The sequence below is a fragment of the Streptomyces sp. NPDC050625 genome (genome assembly GCF_040654755.1).
GTDB lineage: Bacteria > Actinomycetota > Actinomycetes > Streptomycetales > Streptomycetaceae > Streptomyces.
Genome location: NZ_JBFAIQ010000007.1, coordinates 110876 through 134758, shown reverse-complemented (window position 1 = coordinate 134758; position 23883 = coordinate 110876). Strand labels below are relative to the sequence as shown.

Genomic DNA, 23883 nt, shown 5'->3' with positions numbered 1-23883 from the left:
ATGTCTGTCCCGGGCCGGACGCTCAGCCCGCCAGACAGGACGGGCCGAGCAGCACCTTCAGGTCCCCGAACAGGGCCGGATCGGGCTTCACCCGGTGCCGGTCGAGGCGCAGGACCGTCGTCTTGCGCGGGCCCTGGAGCCTGATGCGGACCTCGCTGTCGCCCTTGTGGTGACTGAGGATCTCACCGAGGCGGCTGACCATGGGCGGGGTGACCCTGGTGGCCGGGATGGTCAGGATCACGGGGGCGTTGGTGCCCGCGTTGGACAGGTCCGGGACCATCAGCTCCATCGCGACGAGCCGTGGCACGTCCTCCCGCTTGTCGAGCCGGCCCTTGACGAACACGACCGCGTCCTCGACAAGTTGGGTCGAGATGAGCTGGTACGTCGCCGGGAAGAACATGCACTCGATGGAACCCGCGAGGTCCTCCACCGTGGCGATCGCCCAGGCGTTGCCCTGCTTGGTCATCTTGCGCTGCAGGCCCGAGATGATGCCGCCGATGGTGACGACCGCGCCGTCCGCGTGCTCACCTCCGGTGAGCTGGGCGATGCCCGCGTCGGCCTTGTCGGACAGCACGTGCTCCAGGCCGAAGAGCGGGTGGTCGGAGACGTACAGACCGAGCATCTCCCGCTCCTGGGCGAGCAGATAGGTCTTGTCCCACTCCTCGTCGGTGAACTGCACGTCGAGTCCGAAGCCGGGCTCGCTGCTCTCCTCCTCGCCCATCCCTCCGAAGAGGTCGAACTGCCCCTCGGCCTCCTTGCGCTTGACCGCGACCACGTTGTCGATCATCGGCTCGTACTGCGCGGTGAGGCCCTTGCGGGTGTGTCCCATGGTGTCGAAGGCGCCGGCCTTGATCAGGGATTCCGTGGTGCGCTTGTTGCACGCGACCGCCTCGACCTTGTCGAGGTAGTCGGGGAAGGAGGCGTACTTGCCCTTCGCCTTGCGGCTCTTGATGATCGACTCGACCACGTTGGTGCCGACGTTGCGCACCGCTTCGAGGCCGAAGAGGATCACGTCGTCGCCCTGGGCCGCGAAGTTGTGCACCGACTCGTTGACGTTCGGCGGGAGCACCTTGATGCCCATGCGGCGGCACTCGTTGAGGTAGATCGCCGACTTGTCCTTGTCGTCCTTGACGGAGGTGAGGAGCGCGGCCATGTACTCGGCGGGGTGGTTCGCCTTGAGGTAGGCGGTCCAGTAGGAGACGAGGCCGTACGCGGCCGAGTGCGCCTTGTTGAAGGCGTAGCCGGCGAACGGGACCAGCACGTCCCACAGGGCCTGGATGGCCTCGTCGCTGTAGCCGTTCTTCTGGGCGCCGGCCTGGAAGATGGTGAAGTTCTTGGCCAGTTCGTCGGGCTTCTTCTTGCCCATCACGCGGCGGAGGATGTCGGCCTCGCCGAGGGAGTAGCCGGCGATGATCTGGGCGGCCTTCTGCACCTGCTCCTGGTAGACGATCAGGCCGTAGGTGACGGCCAGGACCTCTTCGAGGGGCTCCTCCAGCTCCTTGTGGATCGGGGTGATCTCCTGGAGCTTGTTCTTGCGCAGCGCGTAGTTGGTGTGCGAGTCCATGCCCATCGGGCCCGGGCGGTACAGCGCCGACACGGCGGAGATGTCTTCGAAGTTGTCGGGCTTCATCAGGCGCAGCAGGGAGCGCATGGGGCCGCCGTCGAACTGGAAGACGCCGAGGGTGTCGCCGCGCTGGAGCAGCTCGAAGGTCGTGGGGTCGTCGAGCGGGAGGCTCAGGAGGTCGATGTCGACCCCCTTGTTGGACTTCACCATCTTGACGGCGTCGTCCATGATCGTGAGGTTGCGCAGGCCCAGGAAGTCCATCTTCAGCAGGCCGAGCGACTCACAGCTCGGGTAGTCCCACTGCGTGATGGTCACGCCGTCGGTGTGCCGCACCCACACGGGGACGTGCTCGGTGATGGTCTCGCTGGACATGATCACGCCGGCCGCGTGCACACCCATCTGCCGGACCAGGCCCTCGACGCCCTTGGCGGTGTCGATGACCTTCTTCACGTCCGGCTCGTTCTCGTACATCCCGCGGATCTCGCCCGCCTCGCTGTAGCGCGGGTGCGAGGGGTCGGTGATGCCGTTCAGATCGATTCCCTTGCCGAGGACGTCGGCGGGCATCGCCTTGGTGAGCCGGTCGCCCATGGCGTACGGGTAGCCCAGCACGCGCGCGGAGTCCTTGATCGCGTTCTTGGCCTTGATCTTGCCGTAGGTGCCGATCATGGCGACTTTGTCGGCGCCGTACTTCTCGGTCACGTACCTGATCACCTCGACGCGCCTGCGCTCGTCGAAGTCGATGTCGACATCGGGCATGGAGACGCGCTCGGGGTTGAGGAACCGCTCGAAGATCAGGCCGTGCGGGATCGGGTCGAGGTCGGTGATGCCCATGGCGTAGGCGACGATCGAGCCGGCCGCGGAGCCTCGGCCGGGGCCCACCGCGATGCCGTTGTTCTTGGCCCACATGATGAAGTCGGCGACCACGAGGAAGTAGCCCGGGAACCCCATCTGGATGATGACGTCCATCTCGTACTCGACCTGCTTCTGCCGGTCCTCCGGGACGCCGCCGGGGAAACGGCGGTCCATGCCCCGGCGGACCTCCTCCTTGAACCAGGTGACCTCGGTGTACCCGTCCGGGATGTCGAACTTCGGCATGAGGTTCCTGGCCTCGAACATGCCGGTGGTGTCGACCATCTCGGCCACGAGGAGCGTGTTGGCGCAGCCCTCCTGCCAGGCGTCCGAGGAGTCGATGGCGTACATCTCGTCCGTGGACTTCAGGTAGTAGCCGGTGCCGTCGAACTTGAAGCGGTCAGGGTCGGAGAGGTTCTTGCCGGTCTGGATGCACAGCAGGGCGTCGTGGGCGGTCGCCTCGTGCGCGTACGTGTAGTGCGAGTCGTTCGTCACCAGCGGCGGGATGCCGAGCTTCTTGCCGATGTCGAGGAGGCCGTCGCGGACCCGGTGCTCGATCTCGATGCCGTGGTCCATCAGCTCCAGGAAGTAGCGGTCCTTGCCGAAGATGTCCTGGTAGTCGGCGGCGGCCTTCAGTGCCTCGTCGTACTGCCCGAGGCGCAGCCGCGTCTGGAGCTCGCCGGAGGGGCAGCCGGTGGAGGCCACGATCCCCTCGGACCACTGGGCGATGGTCTCCTTGTCCATCCGGGGCCACTTCTGGAGCCAGCCCTCTGCGTAGGCGTCCGAGGAGAGCCGGAAGAGGTTGTGCAGACCCGTGCTGTTCACGGCCCACATCGTCTTGTGGGTGTAACCACCGGAACCGGAGACGTCGTCGCGCTTCTGGTGCGGCTGGCCCCACTGGATCTTGCGCTTGTTGCGCCGGGACTCGGGCGCGACATAGGCCTCGATCCCGATGATCGGGGTGACTCCGGCCTTCTTCGCGCTGTGGAAGAAGTCGTACGCCCCGTGGAGGTTGCCGTGGTCGGACATGGCGATGTGCGTCATGCCCATCTCGTTGCAGGCGTTGAACATGTCCTTGAGCCGCGCGGCACCGTCCAGCAGCGAGTACTGGGTGTGGACGTGCAGGTGCGTGAAGGGCGGCTTTGACACGGTTTCGGCCTCCGAGGAAAACAGGCGTCGACGATCTTCCGACCGGCTGCGGACAGTCTGGGGGACAGCGTCGAAGTCTATGCCCCGGCACTGACACAGGATGGGCACTCCCGCGTACCTTCGTCCGTTGGGACAGTTCGGAAGGCCCACCCGGACGGATGTCCCGTCCGCCCCATACGTCACGCATCACCTGTACCAGGAGGCACCCAGCGATGTCGGTACCCCAGCTCAACGACGAGCAGCGCGGCGAGGAGATCCTCGCCGTCTTCGACACCGCCTTCGGCCAGCTCCTGGCCGCCGACCCGGCCGCGTTCCGCGTGAAGTTCCGGAAGATGGCGGCCTCGGCCTTCGCGTTCTACCGGGGCACGGCGGCCCTCTTCTACCACGACCTCGACGCGGAGAAGCGCGGCGGTCCGTACCTGGACGAGCGCACCTCGCGCGTGTGGATCCACGGCGACCTGCACGCGGAGAACTTCGGCACGTACATGGACTCGAACGGCCGCCTGGTCTTCAACGTCAACGACTTCGACGAGGCGTACGTCGGCCCCTTCACCTGGGACCTGAAGCGCTTCGCCGCCTCCATCGCGCTGATCGGCTACGCGAAGGCGCTCAGCGACGAGCAGATCACCGAGCTGGTGCAGGTGTACGCGGGCGCGTACCGCGAGCGCGTCCACGCGCTGGCGACCGGCGCCAAGCGCGACGAGGTGCCGCCGTTCACGCTGGACACCGCGCAGGGTCCCCTCCTCGACGCGCTGCGTGACGCCCGCTCGCTGACCCGCTTCGGGCTGCTTGACTCGATGACCGAGATCCGCGACTTCGAGCGCCGCTTCGCGCCGGGCGGCGGCTCCATCGAACTGGACGCGGCCACCCGCTACAAGGTGCTCGCCGCGTTCGACGGCTATCTGGAGACGCTGCCGGAGACGTCCCTGGACCGCCCGGACTCCTACCGGGTCAAGGACGTCGTGGGCCGCCGCGGCATCGGCATCGGCTCGGCCGGGCTGCCGTCGTACAACATCCTCCTGGAGGGCCACAGCGACGCCCTGGAGAACGACGTCGTGATCTACATCAAGCAGGCCCAGACCCCGGCCGTCTCCCGGCACATCACGGACCCGGCGATCGCGGAGTACTTCCAGCACGAGGGCCACCGCACGGTGATCTCGCAGCGCGCCCTGCAGGCGCACGCGGACCCATGGCTGGGCTGGACCGAGCTGGACGGCGCGGGCCAGCTGGTCGCCGAGGTCTCGCCGTACGCCGTGGACCTGGACTGGGGCGACATCGACGACCCGGAGGAGATCGCGGCCGTGGTCGCCGACCTGGGCCGGGCCACCGCCACCATGCACGCGGCGGCGGACGACACCTCCGGCGAGTCCCTGGTGCCGTTCTCCACGGAGCGGGCCATCGACGCGGCGATCGCGGCCGACGAGGAGGGCTTCGCGGGCCTGCTGTCGGACTTCGCGCACAGCTACGGCGCACGCGCGCGTGCCGATCACCAGATCTTCGTGGACCTGTTCCGCAACGGCCGGATTCCGGGCCTGTAACCTTCCCGGATCCACAGGCCCCCTTTAGGGGTCTCTTACCTCAGTACGTGACAGACTCTCCAGCGCTATGGACATATCCGGGACTCAGCTCAGAGCCGTGCGCGCGGCGCTGTTCACGGCCTTCGTCGTGACGCTCAGCACCGCGTCGCACGTCCTGCTGTCCCGGGCCCCGCTGCCGCTGACGACCGTGGCGGCGGTCGCCGCCGGAGTGTTCCTCACCGCGTACACGCTGGCGGGCCGCGAGCGCGGCTTCGGCCGCATCGCGGCGCTGCTGGTCCCGCTGGAACTGGCCGCCGACACGGTGTTCACCACCGGCCAGCACGAGTGCTACGGCAGGGCGGGCGGCCCGGTCGCCGGGCCGCTGCGCGCGGTCGGCCTGGACGTGCTGTGTGGTGGCGGCGCCGTGGGCACGCCGCTGGCCCAGGTGACCGGCGGCCCCGGCCACGCCTCCGCGCTGCTCGCGCACGCCGACCCGGCCGCGGCCTGGCTGCTGCTCGCGGCGCACATCGGCGTCGGCCTCCTGGCCGCCGCCTGGCTGCGACGGGGCGAGCGGGCTCTGACCCAGCTCCTGCGCGCGGTGGCCGCGACCACCTTCCGGCCGCTGCTGCTGGCGGTGGCCGCGGTGACGGTACGGCCGGCCGCGGTACGCCGGCTGCCGCGCCCCGCGCCGCGCAGGGCCACCGCCCGCGATCTGCTCCTCGTGCACTCCCTGGGACGGCGCGGACCGCCGTGCTCCTGCTCCCGCTCACTGGCCCTCGCCTGAGCGACGGCAGTTGAGCACAAGCAGTCCCCCACACGTATCCCGCGCACGACACATGCGCGTCCCATATGGAGATCACCAACATGAGCAAGCGGAACAGCCAGGCGGCGAAGAACGCGGCCCGGGAGCGGCTGCGTCTGGAGCGCGAGAAGCAGGCCAAGCGCGCCAAGGTCAAGCGGCAGGTCATCGTGGCCTGCTCGGTGGTGGCCGTACTGGCCGCGGCGGGCGGCATAGGCTACGCCGTCGTCCAGGGCAACAAGCCCAGCTACTGGGAGGGCATGAAGGACGCCAAGGTCGTCGCCCCCGCCAACACCACGGGCACGAACGGCACCACGGTCCTCATCGGCAAGGACACCGCCAAGAAGACCCTCAAGGTCTACGAGGACCCGCGCTGCCCGGTGTGTGCCTCGTTCGAGCAGGCCGTCGGTTCGACCGTGAAGAAGGACATCGACGACGGCAAGTTCAAGCTCCAGTTCATCAGCGGCACGTTCCTCGACGGGCACGACAACGGCGTGGGCTCCAAGAACGCGCTCAGCGCACTGGGTGCCGCGCTCAACGTCAGCCCCGAGGCGTTCCTCGAGTACAAGACCGCGATGTACTCCGCGAAGTGGCACCCGGAGGAGACGACCGACAAGTTCAAGGACGACAGCTACCTCATCAAGATCGCCGACACCGTGCCGGCGCTGAAGGGCAACGCGAAGTTCCAGGACGCGGTCAAGAAGGGCACCTACGACGCCTGGGCGATGGCCATGTCGAAGACCTTCGACGACAACAAGGACGGCGTGTCGGGCACCCCGAGCTTCGTCATGGACGGCAAGAAGCTCACCGCCGACAACCAGGGCAACCCGCCCATGTCGGTGGCCGATTTCAACAGGGTGGTGGACGCGGCCCTGAAGGGCTGACGATCTTCCTGACGATCCGTCGGAACCTAATCACCGCATGAAGAGCGGGCGAACTTTGGAAGTTCGCCCGCTCTTGCGCGTACCGATCAGTAACCTGATCGGTCGTGACTAGTCCATACAAGCCATCCGAGGCGGCCAAGCGCCTCAACTCCCTCTCGCCCCGCCGCCGTACGGTCGTCAAGGCCGCGGCGGCGACCGCTGTCCTGGCCGGACCGCTCGCCGCCGCCCTGCCGGCGCGCGCCGCCACGGACGCCCCCGCCTTCCTGCACGGCGTCGCCTCCGGTGACCCGCTGCCCGACGGCATCCTGCTGTGGACCCGTGTGACCCCCACCGCCGACGCGGTACCCGGCTCCGGGCTCGGCCCGGACACCGGGGTGAGCTGGGTCGTCGCCACCGACAAGTCGCTCACGAACATCGTCGCCAGGGGCTCCACCACCGCGACCGCCGCCTCCGACCACACCGTCAAGGCGGACATACGCGGCCTGGCCCCGGCCACCGACTACTGGTTCCGTTTCACGGCGGGCGGTACCGACTCCCCGGTGGCGCGCACCCGCACCGCGCCGGCGGCGGACGCGGCCGTGCCGGGCCTGCGCTTCGGCGTGGTCTCCTGCGCCAACTGGGAGGCGGGCTACTTCTCCGCGTACCGCCACCTGGCCGCCCGCAACGACCTCGACGCCTGGATGCACCTGGGCGACTACATCTACGAGTACAAGTCCGGCGAGTACGCCGCCCGCGGCACCGTCGTCCGCCCGCACGCGCCGGCGAACGAGATCCTCACCCTGGCCGACTACCGCACCCGGCACGGCAAGTACAAGACCGACCCGGATCTGCAGGCCCTGCACCTCAAGGCGCCGGTCGTCGCGATCTGGGACGACCACGAGTTCGCCGACAACGCCTGGTCGGGCGGCGCGGTCAACCACACCGAGGGCGCCGAGGGCGCCTGGACCGACCGTCAGAAGGCCGCCAAGCAGGCCTACTTCGAGTGGATGCCGGTCCGCCCCGCCATCGCGGGCACCACCTACCGCCGGCTGCGCTTCGGCAAGCTCGCCGACCTGTCCCTGCTCGACCTGCGCTCCTTCCGCTCGCAGCAGGCGACCACGGCCAGCGGCTCGGTCGACGACCCCGACCGCACCATCACTGGCCGCGCACAGCTCGACTGGCTGAAGGCCGGTCTGAAGGCCTCCGACACCACGTGGCGGCTGGTCGGCAACTCGGTGATGATCTCGCCGTTCTCCTTCGGCTCCCTCTCCGCCGACCTGCTCAAGCCGCTCGCCAAGCTGCTCGGGCTGCCGCAGGAGGGCATCGCCGCCAACACCGACCAGTGGGACGGCTACACCGACGACCGCCGCGAGCTGCTGGCCCACCTGCGCTCCAACGCCATCCGCAACACCGTCTTCCTGACCGGTGACATCCACATGGCGTGGGCCAACGATGTGCCGGTGGACGCGGGCACCTACCCGCTGTCGGCCTCGGCCGCCACGGAGTTCGTGGTCACCTCGGTCACCTCCGACAACCTCGACGACATCGTCAAGGTCCCCGAGGGCACCGTCTCCGCGATCGCCTCGCCGATCATCCGCGCCGCCAACCGGCACGTCCACTGGGTCGACACCGACCGCCACGGCTACGGCGTCCTGGACATCACCGCCGACCGCGCGCAGATGGACTACTACGTCCTGTCCGACCGCACCAACGCCAACGCCACCTCGTCCTGGGTGCGTTCGTACCGGACACGCACCGGCACACAGAAGGTCGAGCGGACCTACGACCCGGTGTAACGGCCCGCTAGAGCGACGCGAGGAAGCCGAGCGCCACCCGCCAGGTGGCCTCGGCGGCCTCCTCGTCGTAGTCCGGGAGGTCCGGGTCGGTGTAGAGATGGCCCGCCCCGGCGTATCTGTAGACCTCCACATCGGCACCCGCCCTGCCCATCTGCAGATACCAGGCGCTCAGCCAGTCGTCCGTCTCGAACGGGTCCGGCTCGGCCACGTGCAACTGGACCGGCAGCTCGTCCACCGAGGCGTTCGGCGCGATGTCCGACGTGCCGTGCAGGAGCAGCAGTCCGCGCGCCTTGTCGTCGCCGAGGGCCAGGGTCTGGGCGACGGAGGCGCCCAGCGAGAACCCGGCGTACACCAGCCCCCGCTCCGAGTAGGGCGCCGCCGCCAGGACGGCCCGCTTCAGCAACTCGTCCTTGCCGATCTCCTCCTTGAAGGCCATGCCCTCCTCGACCGTCCGAAACGTGCGCCCCTCGAAGAGGTCCGGCGTCCACACCTCGTGCCCCGCGGCCCGCAGACGGTCCGCCGCCGCGCGCACCGCGGGCCCAAGGCCATAGGTCGAGTGAAAGAGCATGATGTTCATGAGGCCATCGTGCCAGCCGACCGCGACAGCCCCGGACCACGGCCCTTCCCGTCCAGCTCCCGAACACACATGTTCGTGACCGCCCGGTGCCGGTTACGTTCGGAGGCATGGAGAACGTACTGCGCCCTCTGATCGTGGTCGGCGGCGCCGTCGTCCTGACCGTGCTGATCGGGTGGGCCACGGATCTGCTGCTGCGCAAGGCCGACGAACGGCACAGCGAGACGCCTCTGTGGGGTCTGCTGCGCCGCGCCCGCGTCCCCTACCAACTGGTGCTGTGCGCGGCCCTGCTCAGAGGCTCCTACGACCAGGCGGAACTGCTTCTGGCGCACCGCGTCGGCATCGGCCGGGCGCTGACCCTGGTGCTGATCGGGTCGGCGGCCTGGCTGGTGGTGCGCATCACGGCGGCGATCGTCGAAACCTCCTACAGCCGCTACGCCCGCGCGCACCGCGACCCGGCCCGGCTGCGCCGGGTCCGTACCCAGGTGTCGCTGATCATGCGTGTGGTCTCGGCGGTCGTCGGGGTGGTCGCCGTGGCCGCGATGCTGCTGACGTTCCCCGCGATGCGCGCGGCCGGTGCCTCGCTGCTGGCCTCCGCCGGCATCCTGGGCATCGTCGCCGGTGTCGCCGCACAGTCCACGCTCGCCAACATGTTCGCGGGGCTGCAGATCGCCTTCGGCGACATGGTGCGGCTCGGCGACACCGTCGTGGTGGACGGCGAGTGGGGCACGGTCGAGGAGATCACGCTGACCTTCCTGACCGTACGCACCTGGGACGAGCGCCGGATCACCATGCCCGTGTCGTACTTCACCTCCAAACCCTTCGAGAACTGGTCCCGCGGCACCCCGCAGATGACCGGGATCGTCTTCTGGCACCTCGACCACTCGGCGCCCGTCGAGGCGATGCGCGAGAAGCTCCGGGACCTGCTGCGCGAGTGCCCGGCCTGGGACGGCCGTGACTACGGGCTCGCGGTCACCGACTCCACACCGAACACCCTGCAGGTACGCGCGCTGGTGACGGCCAAGGACGCGGACGACGTGTGGACCGTGCGGGTCACGGTCCGCGAGCAGATGATCCGCTGGCTGTGCGCGGAGCATCCGTACGCGCTGCCCCGGGTCAACACCGCGGACGCGGTCCTGCCGCCGGGTGGTGTGCCCTCCCCCGACGGCTCGGCGCGCCGGGCGCACGAGCCGCCGCGGACCGGCCGGGGGTGACCCCACGGTGAACCCCGGTGAACCCCTCCTTCATCGGATCCGCTGCTGTCAGTGACCTCGTTCGGCACCCCCGTTGACCTGGATGATCTGCGAGGTGATGTGCCCGGCCAGCGGGGAGGCCAGCCAGTGCAGGGTGGCGGCGACGTCCCCGGGGGTGCCGGCCCGGCCGGTGGACGTCTCGGCGACGAGCCGCTCCCGTCGCGCCTCCTCGATCGGCCCGCCGAAGAAGTCGGTGTCCTCGACATAGCCCGGCGCCACCACGTTCACGGTGACACCGCGCGGCCCCAGCTCCCGGGCCAGGTCATGGGCGTAGGGGTGGAGGGCGGCCTTGGATGCGGCGTAGGCCCCGCTGCCCGAGCCGCGGAAGGCGGCTATGGAGCTCAGGAACAGCACCCGGCCTCCCGGGTCGGCCAGCCGGTCCTTGAGCGCCTCCGTGAGCAGCACGGCGGTGAGGGTGTTGAGCCGGAAGTTGATGCCCCAGGCGTGTGCGAGGGCGTCGAGCGGATCGTCGGTCCCAGGCCCCGGTTCCAGTCCCCCGTTGCCCCCGGCGCTGTGCACGAGCACGTCCACGGTGCCCAGTTCGTCGGCGACGAACCGGGCCACGCCCCGCACGTCCGCCGGGTCGCCGAGGTCGGCCGCACGGGTGAGTGCCCCGGGCACCCCGGCCTTCTCCAGCACCTCCGCGCGCCGCCCGAGCAGCAGCACCCGGTCCCCGTCCGCCGCGAAGACCCGTGCCGTCGCGAGCCCGATCCCCGTACCGCCACCACTGATCACAATGTTGCGAGCCATGATCCGAGAGTAAGAGCGGCGCGACGACTCGGCCTCCGGATGTCCACAGTCGCCGTGTGTTCGTATGACCGCCGTCGCGTCTGACCGCCATCGCGTCGTGTGTGCGGCCGTCACATGGACGCCTCGCGTCGTGCGCCCTCAGCGCAGGCTTCGCACATCCAGATGCCGAAGCACCCGGTCCACGATCTCCGGATCCGCCCCCGGCTCGCTGCGCGCCGCCAGCACCTCGTGCCGCGCCGCGCTCAGCATCTCCCCCTGGATCCGCCGCACCCGCTTCAGCCGCCGGACCCGCTGCTGGTGGGCCTCCCGCCGCTCCTCCTCACCCATGTCCGGGCTGATCCGCGCCCCGATGTCGAAGGCGCTGCGCAGCATCTGCTCCGACAGGTCCTCCGAAAGGTCCTCGACCTGCTCGATCTCCCGGAGCCGGCGTTTGGCCGCCTTCGCCGCCCGTACGGCCAGCTGCTTCTCGAACTCCTTCTCCCGCTCGCTGTCGGCCCGCACGCCCAGCCGCTTCACCAGCCACGGCAGGGTCAGCCCCTGCAGCACCAGCGTCGCCATGATCACCCCGAACGCGATGAACACGATCTCGTCCCGGTCGGGGAAGGCGGAGCCGTCATCGGTCTTCAGCGGGATGGCCAGCGCAAGGGCCACCGTCGCCACCCCGCGCATCCCCGACCACCACATGACGACCGTCTCCCGCCAGCTCATCGGGATGTCCTCGTCGTAGTCCCGCTTGGCGTGCAGCCGCTTGGTCAGCCAGGTGGCGGGGAGCAGCCACACCAGCCGTACGAACACCACCACGGCCACGACGGTGCCCGCCCAGCCCAGCATCTCGCCCCACCGCCCGGACGCGGTCCGGATCGCGTTGTGCAGCTCCAGGCCGATCAGCCCGAACGCCACGCCGGTGACGAGCGTGTCCACGATGTCCCAGAACGTGTGCCCGGCGAGCCGTGTCATCACGTCGTCGGCGCCCAGGGCGTACTCGGCGAGGAACAGCGCGGTGGTGAGCACGGCGAGCACCCCGGACCCGTGCAGTTCCTCCGCGAGCACATAGGACGCGTACGGCACCAGCAGGGTCAGGCCGATCTGCAGGGTCGGGTCCCCCAGCAGGTCGAACAGCTGGTTCGCGCCCCAGCCCAGCGCGAGCCCCACGGCCACGGCGACCACCGCGGACAGCACGAGGTCGAGACCGGCCCGCCACGGCGAGAAGCTGCCGCTGACGACGGCGGCGATCGCCACGTGGTAGAGCACGATCGCCGTGACGTCGTTGAACAGCCCCTCGCCCTCCAGCATCGACACCAGTCGGCGCGGCAGCCCGAGCTGCCCCGCGACGGCGGTGGCGGCGACCGGGTCGGGCGGGGCCACCAGCGCGCCCAGCGCCACGGCGGCGGCCATCGACAGCCCCGGCACGATCGCCCCGGCGACGGCGGCCACGCTCGCCGTGGTGACGAACACGAGGGCCACGGCCAGCAGGAAGATCGGCCGTTTGTTGGCCGCGAACTGCCGCCACGAGGTCCGTCTCACCGCCGCGTACAGCAGGGGCGGCAGCAGCAGTGGCAGGATCAGCTCGGGCGGGAAGTCCACGTTCGGCACGAAGTCGGCCACGGCGAGGGCGATGCCGAGCAGCGTCATGAGCACCGGAGCGGGCAGTCCCAGCCGGTCCCCCACCGGCACGCTCACCAGGGCCCCCAGCAGCAACACGAACAACAGGGCCAACTGATCCACGGGCGGCGCTCCGGGAGTCGACGATCACGCGGCAGGCCTCAAGCCTGCCACGGCCGCCTCGGCACCGGCCTGTCGGCGGCCCGGCCGCTACAGGGAGCGCCGCATCGCCCGGTGCGGGATCCCCGCCTCCGGGTACTCCGGGCCGTACGCCTCGTACCCCAGCCGCTCGTAGAAGCCCAGCGCGTGCGTCTGGGCGTGCAGGTCCAGCGCCGTCAGGCCACGCGCGCGTGCCGCCTCCTCGATGGCCCGTACGAGCGCGACGCCGACGCCCAGCCCGCGCGCCTCCCGCGCGACCGCGAGCCGTCCCAGGGAGCCCACCGACGGGTCGCCGCCGGTCTTCGAAGCGGCCGCCTCGCCGAACAGCAGCCGCCCGGTGCCGAGCGGCACGCCGTCCTCCCGGACCGCCAGCACATGCACGGCCACGGCGTCGTACTCGTCGTACTCGATGTCCTGCGGGACGCGCTGCTCGACGACGAAGACCTCCTTGCGCACCGCGAAGCACGCCTCGCGGTCGGTGAGGTCCTCGGCGATCCGCACGGTGTAGGGGGCGCTCATGCCCAGGTCTCCTCGCGGACCTGGTCCAGGGCCTGCTGAAGGTCCTCGGGGTAGTCGCACTCGAACTCGACCCACTGCCCGTCCCCGGGGTGCTCGAAGCCGAGCCGGACGGCGTGCAGCCACTGGCGGGTGAGGCGCAGACGCTTGGCGAGGGTCGGGTCGGCGCCGTAGGTCAGATCGCCGACGCAGGGGTGGCGGTGGGCGGCCATGTGGACGCGGATCTGATGGGTGCGGCCGGTCTCCAGCTTCACGTCGAGCAGGGAGGCGGCACGGAAGGCCTCGATGAGGTCGTAGTGGGTCACGGAGGGCTTGCCGTCGGCCGTGACCGCCCACTTGTAGTCGTGGTGGGGGTGGCGGCCGATGGGGGCGTCGATGGTGCCGCTGGTCGGGTCGGGGTGGCCCTGGACGAGCGTGTGGTAGCGCTTGTCGACCGTGCGCTCCTTGAACTGGCGCTTGAGCGACGTGTACGCGTACTCGGACTTGGCGACCACCATCAGGCCGGAGGTGCCGACGTCGAGGCGGTGCACGATGCCCTGGCGCTCCGCGGCGCCCGAGGTGGAGATCCGGTAGCCGGCGGCGGCCAGGCCGCCGATCACGGTCGGTCCGCTCCAGCCCGGCGACGGGTGCGCGGCGACGCCGACCGGCTTGACGATCACGACCACGTCATCGTCGTCGTGCACGATCTCCATGCCCTCGACCGGCTCGGCCACGACCTGCACCGGTGCGGGCGCCTGCGGCATCTCGACCTCCAGCCAGGCGCCGCCGCGCACCCGCTCGGACTTGCCGACCACCGAGCCGTCGACCTGCACCTTGCCTGCCGCGGCGAGCTCCGCCGCCTTCGTACGGGAGAAGCCGAACATGCGGGAGATGGCGGCGTCGACGCGCTCGCCCTCCAGGCCGTCGGGCACGGGCAGGGTACGGATCTCGGGAATCGTGCTCACCCGTCGAGTATGCCGGACGGGTGAGACAGCCCCGTACGAGAGTCCCGCGGCCTCAGTCCTTGTGGACGGTGCCGTCCGGGTCCAGACCGCGGAAGGACAGCAGCACGATCAGGATGCCGCCGCAGACGATCGCCGAGTCGGCCAGGTTGAAGACCGCGAAGCCCTTCGGCGCGATGAAGTCGACGACCTCGCCCTCGAAGAGTCCCGGCGAACGGAAGATCCGGTCGGTGAGGTTGCCGAGCGCACCGCCGAGCAGCAGACCGAGCGCGATCGCCCAGGGCAGGCTGTAGAGCTTGCGGGCGAGACGGATGATCACCACGATCACGGCGGCCGCGATCACCGTGAAGATGATCGTGAAGGCCTGCCCGACGCCGAAGGCCGCGCCGGGGTTGCGCAGGGCGTTGAGCTCCAGCCAGTCACCGACGAGCTTGATCGGCGCGTGGTGCTCCAGCCTCGCGACCACGAGCATCTTGCTGGCCAGGTCGAGGGCGTACGCGAAGGCGGCCACCGCGAACAGCACGGCGATCCGGCGCTTGCCCCGGGGCCGCTCGGCCACGGTCCCCCGCTCGTCCGCGCCGGACGCACCGGGGACTGCGGGCGCGTCGGCCGCTGCCGCCTGCTCGCCTCCGTCGTCCGGGGTGTCCGGCGTACCGATGATGCGCTCCGCCTCTGCCACGTGAGTCCCTCAACCTAGGTGCCTGACTGAGGACGAGACTACGGCACGCCTCGGACGACCCCCGCGCTCAGTAGCGGCGTTCCTGCTTCTGCTTGCACTCCACGCACAGGGTGGCGCGCGGGAAGGCCTGCATCCGGGCCTTGCCGATGGGGTTGCCGCAGTTCTCGCACAGGCCGTAGGTGCCCGCGTCCAGGCGTTCCAGGGCGCGCTCGGTCTGGACGAGCATCTCGCGCGCGTTGGCGGCCAGGGCCATCTCGTGCTCACGCGTGATGTTCTTGGTGCCGGTGTCCGCCTGGTCGTCGCCCGCGCCGTCACCGGAGTCCCGCATCAGGCCGACGATCGACTCCTCGGAGTTGGTGATCTCGGCGCGCAGCCGCGCCTCCTCGGACAGCAGCTCGGCGCGTGCCTCCTCGACCTCCTCCTTCGTCCAGGGGTCCTCGCCCGGGCGCACCGCGAGCTCGCCGGGCTCCACCGCGGCAACCCGCGCCTTGGGGACGGCGGTCTTCGCCGCCGTGGCCGTGCCAGGAGTCTTCTTCGCAACCACTGTCGTGGCTCCCGTCTGCTTCGCGGCCCGCGCCGCGCCCGCCTTCTTGGCCGTGCTCTTCTTGGCCGCCCCCTTGGCGACAGCCTTTCCGGAGTCGGCGGCCTTCCCGGCACCCGCCTTCCCCGCGACCGCCTTCTTCCCGACGGTCTTCTTGGCGGCCCCCTTCTTCTCCGCCTTCTCTGCGGTCTTCTTCTCGGCGACCTTCTTCTCCGCGGCCGTCTTCCCGGCGGCCTTCTTCTTCGAGGTGGCGGCCCTCTTGGCTGCCGTCCTCGTGCCGGCGCCGGTCGTCTCCTCAGCAGCCGTCTGTTCCGCAATCGACGTCTTCACGGTCACCTTCTTGGCAGCGGGCTTCTTCGCGGCAGACTTCTTAGCGGCGGCCTTCTTGGAGGCGGCCTGCTTCGAAGCAGCCTTCTTGGTCGCCCCCTGCTCGGTGACCGCCGTCCCGGTCGCCGCCTTCTTGCCCGCTCGTCTCCCGCCCCCCTCCCCCTCGACCGCCTTCTTCACGACGGTCTCCTCGGCACCGGCCGACCGCACGGCCTTGACCGGCTTCACCGGCTTCACGGAGTTCGCGGTCCGCGCAGCGGTGCCCTTCTGCGTGCTCTTCTTCCCCCCTATGCCCTTGGCCGTACCGCCGGAGGCATCCGCGCTGCCGGAGGCCGCCGCGCCCCTGGACCTGCCGGACGCCGACTGCTGTACGGCGGTCTGTTTCACCACCATGGCCGCGGCCCCTTCACATTTTGTGATCTTGCACGCGAATCGTGCTGGGACGATAAATCGACTTGAGTCCCGCGGCAACGGGGCACGCCGCCCGATTCGCCCGCCCCGCGCCCCCCGCGCAGCAGGTCTGCATGCGTTGTGCCCAGCTCCCCGCCAGGTAATCCGCCGAGCCGGGCATACCGGGATCCGAACACGCGCGCCTCGCCATTCGGGTCAACTCGCCGCCGGCCGGGAGGCCTGACCGGCGCCCCGGCAGGGCCTCCCGGCCCCGGAGCTGGAAATCCGGTCGGCCGCTGTCCGCGCGGCGCCGTACACTGGGCGGAGCGAAAAGCGTGGATGGGGACGAGTAGCGACGTACGCAGCCCAGAGCGACCCGGGGACGGTGGAAGCCCGGGGGCGAGCGCGACGTGAAGATCACCCCGGAGCCGCCGGAAGAAAGCCCCAGCGCAGACCCAGGGGCCGGTAGAACCGGCATCGCGACCCCAATGAGGGGGCTCACCGGCGCATACGGCGCACGGGGAGCCAAGGAGGGTGGTACCGCGGGAGCGCGCCGCACACGGCGTACGTAGCACATACGGCTCTCGTCCCTCCGACGGAAGGCAGCAAGTCCGTTGGAGGAAGCTCGCAGATGACAGCGCCGACGTACCGCCAGGTACCCGCCCAGGTCGACCTGCCCGCGCTTGAGCACGCGGTGCTCGACTTCTGGCGCGAGCAGAAGATCTTCGCCAAGAGCCTGGAGCAGTCCGAGGGCCGCCCCGAGTGGGTGTTCTACGAGGGTCCGCCCACCGCTAACGGCATGCCCGGCGCCCACCACATCGAGGCGCGCGTCTTCAAGGACGTCTTCCCCCGCTTCCGCACCATGCGCGGCTACCACGTGGCCCGCAAGGCCGGCTGGGACTGCCACGGCCTGCCCGTGGAGCTCGCGGTCGAGAAGGAGCTCGGCTTCTCCGGCAAGCAGGACATCGAGGCGTACGGCATCGCCGAGTTCAACGCCAAGTGCCGTGACTCCGTGCTCCGCCACACCGACGCCTTCACCCAGCTCACGACCCGCATGGGCTACTGGGTCGACCTCGACGACGCCTACGTCACGATGGACCCCGAGTACATCGAGTCGGTCTGGTGGTCGCTGAAGGAGATCTTCAACAAGGGTCTGCTGGTCCAGGACCACCGCGTCGCCCCCTGGTGCCCACGCTGCGGCACCGGCCTGTCGGACCACGAGCTGGCGCAGGGCTACGAGACGGTCGTCGACCCGTCCGTGTACGTCCGTTTCCCGCTCACCTCCGGTCCGCTCGCCGGCCAGGCCGCGCTCCTGGTGTGGACGACCACCCCCTGGACCCTGGTCTCCAACACGGCGGTCGCCGCCCACCCCGAGGTCACCTACGTCGTCGCGACGAACGGTGAGGAGAAGCTCGTCGTCGCCGAGCCGCTCGTCGAGAAGGCGCTCGGCGAGGGCTGGGAGTCCACGGGCCAGACCTTCACGGGCGCCGAGATGGAGCGCTGGACGTATCAACGTCCCTTCGAACTGGTGGAGTTCCCGGAGCCCGCCCACTACGTGGTGAACGCCGAGTACGTCACGACCGAGGACGGTACGGGTCTGGTCCACCAGTCGCCCGCCTTCGGTGAGGACGACCTCCGGGTCTGCCGCGCGTACGGCCTGCCCGTCGTGAACCCGGTCCGCCCGGACGGCACCTTCGAGGAGGACGTCCCGCTGGTCGGCGGTGTCTTCTTCAAGAAGGCCGACGAAAAGCTCACCGACGACCTCCAGCAGCGCGGTCTGCTCTTCAAGCACATCCCGTACGAGCACAGCTACCCGCACTGCTGGCGCTGCCACACCGCGCTGCTGTACTACGCGCAGCCGTCCTGGTACATCCGCACGACGGCCGTCAAGGACCGTCTCCTCGAAGAGAACGAGAAGACCAACTGGTACCCGGAGACGGTCAAGCACGGCCGCTTCGGCGACTGGCTGAACAACAACATCGACTGGGCGCTGTCCCGCAACCGCTACTGGGGCACCCCGCTGCCCGTCTGGCGCTGCGAGGACGACCACCTCACCGTCGTCGGGTCCCGCGCCGAGCTCAGCGAGCTGACCGGCACGGACCAGTCCCAGCTCGACCCGCACCGCCCGTTCATCGACGGCGTCACCTTCGGCTGCCCGCAGTGCGCCAAGACGGCCACACGCGTACCGGAGGTCATCGACGCCTGGTACGACTCGGGTTCGATGCCGTTCGCGCAGTGGGGCTACCCGTACAAGAACAAGGAGCTGTTCGAGAGCCGCTACCCGGCGCAGTTCATCTCCGAGGCGATCGACCAGACCCGCGGCTGGTTCTACACGCTGATGGCCGTCGGCACGCTGGTCTTCGACAAGTCGTCGTACGAGAACGTGGTCTGCCTGGGCCACATCCTCGCCGAGGACGGCCGCAAGATGTCCAAGCACCTGGGCAACATCCTGCAGCCGATCCCGCTCATGGACCAGCACGGCGCGGACGCGGTGCGCTGGTTCATGGCGGCCGGCGGCTCCCCGTGGGCGGCCCGCCGGGTCGGTCACGGCACCATCCAGGAGGTCGTCCGCAAGACGCTCCTCACGTACTGGAACACGGTCGCCTTCCAGGCGCTGTACGCCCGTACGTCGAACTGGGCGCCCAGCGCGGCCGATCCGGCCCCGGCCGACCGCCCGGTGCTGGACCGCTGGCTGCTGTCCGAGCTGCACGCGCTCACCGACCAGGTGACGCAGGCGCTGGAGGCGTACGACACCCAGCGCGCCGGCAAGCTGCTGTCAGCGTTCGTCGACGACCTGTCGAACTGGTACGTCCGCCGCTCGCGTCGCCGCTTCTGGCAGGGCGACAAGGCCGCGCTGCGCACCCTGCACGAGGTCGTCGAGACGGTCACCAAGCTGATGGCCCCGCTGACCCCGTTCATCACCGAGCGGGTCTGGCAGGACCTGGTGGTACCGGTGACCCCGGGCGCTCCGGAGTCGGTGCATCTGGCGGCCTGGCCGGAGGCGGACCTGTCCGCGATCGACCCGGAGCTGTCGAGGCAGATGGTCCTGGTCCGCCGCCTGGTGGAGCTGGGCCGCGCCACGCGCGCGGAGTCGGGCGTCAAGACCCGTCAGCCGCTGTCCCGTGCCCTGGTGGCGGTCGCGGGCTTCGAGTCCCTCGACCCGGAGCTGCACGCGCAGATCACCGAGGAACTGAACGTCAGTTCCCTGGCCTCACTGTCCGAGGTCGGCGGTTCCCTGGTGGACACCACCGCCAAGGCGAACTTCCGGACCCTGGGCAAGCGCTTCGGCAAGCGGGTCCAGGACGTGGCCAAGGCCGTCGCGAACGCCGACGCGGCGGCGCTGTCCCTCGCCCTGCGCGAGGGCACGGCGTCGGTGGAGGTCGACGGGGAGACGGTCACCCTCGCCCCCGACGAGGTGATCATCACGGAGACCCCGCGCGAGGGCTGGTCGGTCGCCTCCGACTCCGGCGCCACGGTCGCCCTCGACCTGGAGATCACCGAGGAGCTGCGGCAGGCGGGCCTCGCCCGTGACGCGATCCGGCTGATCCAGGAGGCCCGCAAGAACAGCGGCCTCGACGTGGCCGACCGCATCGCGCTGCGCTGGACGTCCACGGACCCGGCGGTCATCGCGGCCCTGGGCGAGCACGCCGAACTGATCGCGGACGAGGTCCTGGCGACCGACTTCGCCCAGGGCGAGGCGGACGACACCTACGGCGAGCCGTTCACCGACGAGGGCCTGTCGCTCACCTTCCGCCTGCGCAAGGCCTGAGCCACACGCCTACTCGGGGCCCGGTCCTCCCACCGGAGCCGGGCCCCGACCCATGCCGGGCACCCCCCCACGGCACGGTGCACGCAAAATCGTTCGGGCCTTCACCGACCACTGACCCGGCGATCCCACGCGAGCCCTGAGCCACACCCCTACCTGGGAACCGGCCCTCCCACCGGAGCCGAACCCCGCCCCACGCCGAGCACTCCCCCGCAGCACGGTGCCTCCAGGCCCAGCGACTCCAGCAGTCGCCGACGTGGAGGGCCGATCACATACACCGCGCCCTCCGCAAAATCGTTCGGGCTGTCACCGATGTCGAAGCCGCCCGCGGTGAGGACGGCGCGGATCGCCTCCGTCATCGCCGAGTCGATCGCACCTATGTGCCCGAGCACCGGGTCCTCGGGCCGCTGCTCCACGGCACAGCGCATCGCGGCCACGCGCAGCACCGGTGCCGGGCGCCAACTGACGTAGACCCCGCCCGCCTCGTCCGCTCCCGGGTCGACCTCCACGACGGCGCCGGCTCCCACGGCCGGGTCCAGTCCGTGCGGTTCCACGGGCAGCCCCGCCGCCGCCAACTGCGTACGGGCCTCGCTCGCCCACGCCTCCCAGCGCCGCAACGTCTCGGCGTCGGCCTGCCGGTACCCGGCGAACTCCTGATCGTCCACGGTGCGCACGCTACAACCCCCACCGACATCACCGTCAACACGCGTAAACAGGGCGGGGCCCCGGATCGAAATCCGGGGCCCCGCCCTGTTGAACGCCGCCGACGCCTAAGGCGTACTACTGACCGTGCCGGCCGTCAGTTGTCGTCCTCGTCGATCAGGAACCCACGCATCGGCGAGGGAGCCTGGCCCATCGGGCCCGGGCCCTGCGGACGGACGGGAGCCATCGGCTGGGTCATCGCCGGGGACATCTGCTGCTGGCCGCCGTAGGACGGGGCAGGAGGCGCCGGGGGACCACCCATGGGCTGGTTGCCGCCGTAGGACGGGGCACTCGCGCCGGCCGGAGCCATGGAAGGCGCCGGGGACGGCGGCAGGGAGGCCGCGGCCGGGGTACGCGGCGGGGCGAGCGAGTCGTCGGCCTGGGTCTCCAGCTGGCGCAGCTGCGACTCCAGGTACGACTTCAGGCGCGTGCGGTACTCGCGCTCGAAGCCACGCAGGTCCTCGACCTTGCGCTCCAGCGTGGCGCGGGCGGACTCCAGGGAGCCCATCGCGACGCGGTGCTTCTCCTGCGCGTCCCGCTCCAGGGCGTCGGCCTTGGCACGGGCGTCACGCTCCAGACCCTCGGCGCGGCTGCGGGCCTCGCCGACGATCTTGTTCGCCTCGGAGCGGGCCTCGGCGATCGCCTGGTCGGCGGTCTGCTGGGCCAGCGAGAGGACACGGGCGGCGCTGTCGCCACCGGGGCCCTGACCGGGGCCGCCCATCGGGCCGCCCATGGGGCCGCCCATCGGGCCGCCCATCTGCTGCATCGGGGGCTGACCACCCATGGGCCCCTGGCCCATGCCCTGGCCCATGCCCTGGCCCATACCCTGACCCATGCCGGGGCCCTGGCCCATCGGACCCTGGCCCATCGGACCGGGACCCTGCGGACCGCCCTGGCCACTGGGACCGGCCGGCAGCTGCGGAGCACCGCTGGGCAGCTGGGGCGGGCCTCCCATGGGGCCACCCATCTGCTGCTGCGGCGGGCCCGATATGCCGGCGGGCACCGGAGCGCCGGGACCTCGCATCCCCTGCTGAGGCATGCCGGGAGGTCCGTCCTGCTCCGGAGGCTTGCGCATGTTCTGCTGGTTCTGGGCAGCAGCACGCGTCGCCGCGGCCAGTTTGGCGCGCAGGTCCTCGTTCTCGCGAAGCAGTCGGGTCAGCTCGGCTTCGACCTCGTCGAGGAAGGCATCGACCTCGTCCTCGTCATAGCCTTCTCGGAGGCGGACGGTCGTGAACTGCTTGTTCCGCACGTCCTCGGGGGTCAACGGCATCTCTTCACCTCAACGTAGTCGTCGGCATCGGCAAGACGGTAGTTCACATCGCTCACAGCCGGCTCACGATCGAGATCAGGATGTAGACGATGATCATCAGTACGAAGAAGGACAGGTCGAGCGCCACGCCCCCGAGACGCAGCGGCGGAATGAACCGCCGCAGAAGCTTGAGCGGTGGATCGGTGACAGTGTAGGTGGCCTCCAGAACGACCACCATCGCCTTGCCGGGTTGCCATGAGCGGGCGAACTGGAAGACATAGTCCATGACCAACCGGAAGATCAGCACGATGAGGAAGCACATCAGCGCGATGTAGATCACGTCCAGGAACACGCTCATGGTCCGTGCTTCCCTCTCCCCTGTTTCCGTGCGTTCGACCGGTCTGCGTCTCAGCTCTGGTTGAAGAACCCGCCCTCTGCGATGCGGGCCTTGTCCTCCGCCGTGACATCGACGTTAGCAGGCGACAACAGGAACACCTTCTGCGTCACCCGCTCGATGCTGCCGTGAAGACCAAACACCAAACCAGCCGCAAAGTCGACAAGTCGCTTCGCGTCTGTGTCGTCCATCTCAGTCAGATTCATGATCACCGGGGTGCCCTCACGGAAGTGTTCCCCGATGGTACGGGCCTCGTTGTAGGTCCGGGGGTGCAGTGTGGTGATCCGGTACGGCTCTCGTTCCGACACGACCTTGGGCATGATCACCGGTGCGTTCTTCTCCAGGGACTGACGTTCTTGTGTGATGGACGCCACGGGCGCGATCCGCGCGGGGCGCCCGGAATCCGCAGGCAGCGAAGCGGCGTGGGACACCGGTTCGCGTTGCGCGGGCGGCTGCACCACTCGCACCGCTTCGTCCCTTTGGGACTGATGTGCGGCGTGTGACTGATGTGACGGCTCGTGCCGCCGGTGGTCCCGCTCGGGCTCCGGGTCCAGTTCGGGCTCGAAGTCGTCGTCGGGGTCGAATCCGCGGCCGTCGTACCCATCGTCCTCCACGAGGCCGAGGTAGACCGCCATCTTGCGCATCGCGCCGGCCATGCTCTGAGTCCTCCGCTCTGTGGTGGATCGGCTGACGACTGCCAAGTCCCGCGATCCACGAGGTCGTTGTGCCCGCCTTCGGCGGCATTGACCATATTTTCTGCTGTGGTCCGACTTCCTGGCGACGTTACCCGAGGCTGGGGCGGACTCCGAGTACCGCGGTACCGACGCGCACATGTGTCGCCCCGGCCGCCACGGCCTCCTCGAGGTCCGCACTCATCCCTGCAGAGACCATGTTCGCAGCCGGATGGATCCGGCGCAGGTCAGTCGACAAATCCATCAACCGCTCGAACGCAGCCTGTTGACGTCCCGCGTATTCGCCGGTGAGCGGAGCGACGGTCATCAGTCCGTCGAGCCGCAGCCCCGGAGCACGGGCGACCAGGTCGGCCAACTCTTCGATTCCGCCGGGTGCCACGCCACCGCGCTCGCCCCGGCCGGCCGCGCCCGCGTCCAGCGCGACCTGGATGAGGCACCCGACCTCGCGTCCGGCCCGCTCGGCCTCGTTCGACAGAGCCGTGACAAGTCGGGAACGGTCGACGGACTGCACGACATCCGCGTAACCGACCACGGATCGCACCTTGTTGGTCTGCAATTGGCCGACAAAGTGCCAATTAAGGGACAGATCCGAACAGGCGGCGGCCTTGGGGGCCGCGTCCTGGTCGCGGTTCTCGGCCACGTGACGCACACCGAGTTCCGACAGCATTCGTACATCGCTCGCCGGATAGGTCTTGGTGACCACGATCAGGGTCACCTCTTCCCGCTTGCGCCCGGCGGCCGCGCACGCGGCGGCGATGCGTTCCTCCACCTTCGCCAGGTTTCGGGCGAGTTCAGTCTTACGGTCCGTCAT

The 23883-nt window shown here is 69.8% G+C and carries 19 protein-coding genes; 6 read left to right on the top strand and 13 right to left on the bottom strand.

The window, feature by feature from the left end; all coding sequences use genetic code 11:
• Window positions 1-22: 22 nt before the first annotated feature.
• Window positions 23-3562 (bottom strand): DNA polymerase III subunit alpha, encoded by a 3540-nt coding sequence (dnaE, locus tag AB0I54_RS18605; protein WP_363297073.1) that lies wholly within the window; start codon window positions 3560-3562, stop codon window positions 23-25.
• Window positions 3563-3774: 212 nt separating this feature from the next.
• On the opposite strand from dnaE, the gene AB0I54_RS18600 reads away from it, so the two are divergent.
• The 4 genes from AB0I54_RS18600 to AB0I54_RS18585 all read left to right on the top strand — a co-directional run bounded on the left by AB0I54_RS18600 (window position 3775) and on the right by AB0I54_RS18585 (window position 8537).
• Complete coding sequence (locus AB0I54_RS18600) at window positions 3775-5100, top strand: DUF2252 domain-containing protein (protein ID WP_363297071.1); 1326 nt, start codon at window positions 3775-3777, stop codon at window positions 5098-5100.
• Window positions 5101-5167: 67 nt separating this feature from the next.
• The gene (locus tag AB0I54_RS18595; RefSeq protein WP_363297070.1) at window positions 5168-5863 is read left to right on the top strand and encodes a hypothetical protein; all 696 of its coding nucleotides are present in this window, start codon (window positions 5168-5170) and stop codon (window positions 5861-5863) included.
• Between the two features lie 80 nt (window positions 5864-5943).
• Window positions 5944-6762 (top strand): thioredoxin domain-containing protein, encoded by an 819-nt coding sequence (locus tag AB0I54_RS18590; protein ID WP_363297069.1) that lies wholly within the window; start codon window positions 5944-5946, stop codon window positions 6760-6762.
• Between the two features lie 104 nt (window positions 6763-6866).
• The gene (locus tag AB0I54_RS18585; RefSeq protein ID WP_363297068.1) at window positions 6867-8537 is read left to right on the top strand and encodes an alkaline phosphatase D family protein; all 1671 of its coding nucleotides are present in this window, start codon (window positions 6867-6869) and stop codon (window positions 8535-8537) included.
• Window positions 8538-8544: 7 nt separating this feature from the next.
• On the opposite strand, the gene AB0I54_RS18580 is transcribed toward AB0I54_RS18585, so the two are convergent.
• Window positions 8545-9114, bottom strand: coding sequence for a dienelactone hydrolase family protein (locus AB0I54_RS18580; protein WP_363297067.1), 570 nt, complete (start codon window positions 9112-9114; stop codon window positions 8545-8547).
• 107 nt (window positions 9115-9221) lie between these two features.
• Here AB0I54_RS18580 and AB0I54_RS18575 point away from each other — a divergent pair, with 107 nt between their 5' ends.
• Complete coding sequence (locus tag AB0I54_RS18575; protein ID WP_363297066.1) at window positions 9222-10325, top strand: mechanosensitive ion channel domain-containing protein; 1104 nt, start codon at window positions 9222-9224, stop codon at window positions 10323-10325.
• A gap of 48 nt (window positions 10326-10373) precedes the next feature.
• Here AB0I54_RS18575 and AB0I54_RS18570 read toward each other — a convergent pair whose 3' ends face one another.
• The 6 genes from AB0I54_RS18570 to AB0I54_RS18545 all read right to left on the bottom strand — a co-directional run bounded on the left by AB0I54_RS18570 (window position 10374) and on the right by AB0I54_RS18545 (window position 16272).
• Window positions 10374-11114 carry an SDR family oxidoreductase gene (locus tag AB0I54_RS18570; protein ID WP_363297065.1) on the bottom strand — a complete coding sequence of 247 codons (741 nt, stop codon included), beginning with the start codon at window positions 11112-11114 and terminating at the stop codon, window positions 10374-10376.
• 138 nt (window positions 11115-11252) lie between these two features.
• Window positions 11253-12839 (bottom strand): Na+/H+ antiporter, encoded by a 1587-nt coding sequence (locus AB0I54_RS18565; protein ID WP_363297064.1) that lies wholly within the window; start codon window positions 12837-12839, stop codon window positions 11253-11255.
• An 87-nt stretch (window positions 12840-12926) separates the two neighbouring features.
• Window positions 12927-13394: a GNAT family N-acetyltransferase gene (locus AB0I54_RS18560; protein WP_363297063.1), complete on the bottom strand. Its 468-nt coding sequence runs from the start codon at window positions 13392-13394 to the stop codon at window positions 12927-12929.
• Complete coding sequence (locus tag AB0I54_RS18555) at window positions 13391-14335, bottom strand: RluA family pseudouridine synthase (protein WP_363297062.1); 945 nt, start codon at window positions 14333-14335, stop codon at window positions 13391-13393. The genes AB0I54_RS18560 and AB0I54_RS18555 overlap by 4 nt, the downstream gene beginning before the upstream one ends.
• A gap of 52 nt (window positions 14336-14387) precedes the next feature.
• Window positions 14388-15011 carry a signal peptidase II gene (lspA, locus tag AB0I54_RS18550; RefSeq protein WP_363297061.1) on the bottom strand — a complete coding sequence of 208 codons (624 nt, stop codon included), beginning with the start codon at window positions 15009-15011 and terminating at the stop codon, window positions 14388-14390.
• Window positions 15012-15078: 67 nt separating this feature from the next.
• Complete coding sequence (locus AB0I54_RS18545) at window positions 15079-16272, bottom strand: TraR/DksA family transcriptional regulator (protein WP_363297060.1); 1194 nt, start codon at window positions 16270-16272, stop codon at window positions 15079-15081.
• Window positions 16273-16900: 628 nt separating this feature from the next.
• On the opposite strand from AB0I54_RS18545, the gene ileS reads away from it, so the two are divergent.
• Window positions 16901-20038, top strand: a complete 3138-nt coding sequence (gene ileS / locus AB0I54_RS18540; RefSeq protein WP_363297059.1) for an isoleucine--tRNA ligase — start codon at window positions 16901-16903, stop codon at window positions 20036-20038.
• Between the two features lie 149 nt (window positions 20039-20187).
• Here the strand turns inward: ileS and AB0I54_RS18535 are convergent, their stop codons facing one another.
• From AB0I54_RS18535 to AB0I54_RS18515, 5 genes are all read right to left on the bottom strand, one after another.
• Window positions 20188-20700, bottom strand: coding sequence for a hypothetical protein (locus AB0I54_RS18535; RefSeq protein ID WP_363297058.1), 513 nt, complete (start codon window positions 20698-20700; stop codon window positions 20188-20190).
• Window positions 20701-20834: 134 nt separating this feature from the next.
• Window positions 20835-22007 (bottom strand): DivIVA domain-containing protein, encoded by a 1173-nt coding sequence (locus AB0I54_RS18530; protein WP_363297057.1) that lies wholly within the window; start codon window positions 22005-22007, stop codon window positions 20835-20837.
• 52 nt (window positions 22008-22059) lie between these two features.
• Window positions 22060-22344, bottom strand: coding sequence for a YggT family protein (locus tag AB0I54_RS18525; RefSeq protein ID WP_263207749.1), 285 nt, complete (start codon window positions 22342-22344; stop codon window positions 22060-22062).
• A gap of 50 nt (window positions 22345-22394) precedes the next feature.
• Complete coding sequence (gene sepF, locus AB0I54_RS18520; protein WP_363297056.1) at window positions 22395-23036, bottom strand: cell division protein SepF; 642 nt, start codon at window positions 23034-23036, stop codon at window positions 22395-22397.
• Between the two features lie 127 nt (window positions 23037-23163).
• Entirely contained in the window at window positions 23164-23883 is a 720-nt protein-coding gene (locus AB0I54_RS18515; protein ID WP_363297055.1) for a YggS family pyridoxal phosphate-dependent enzyme, read from the bottom strand.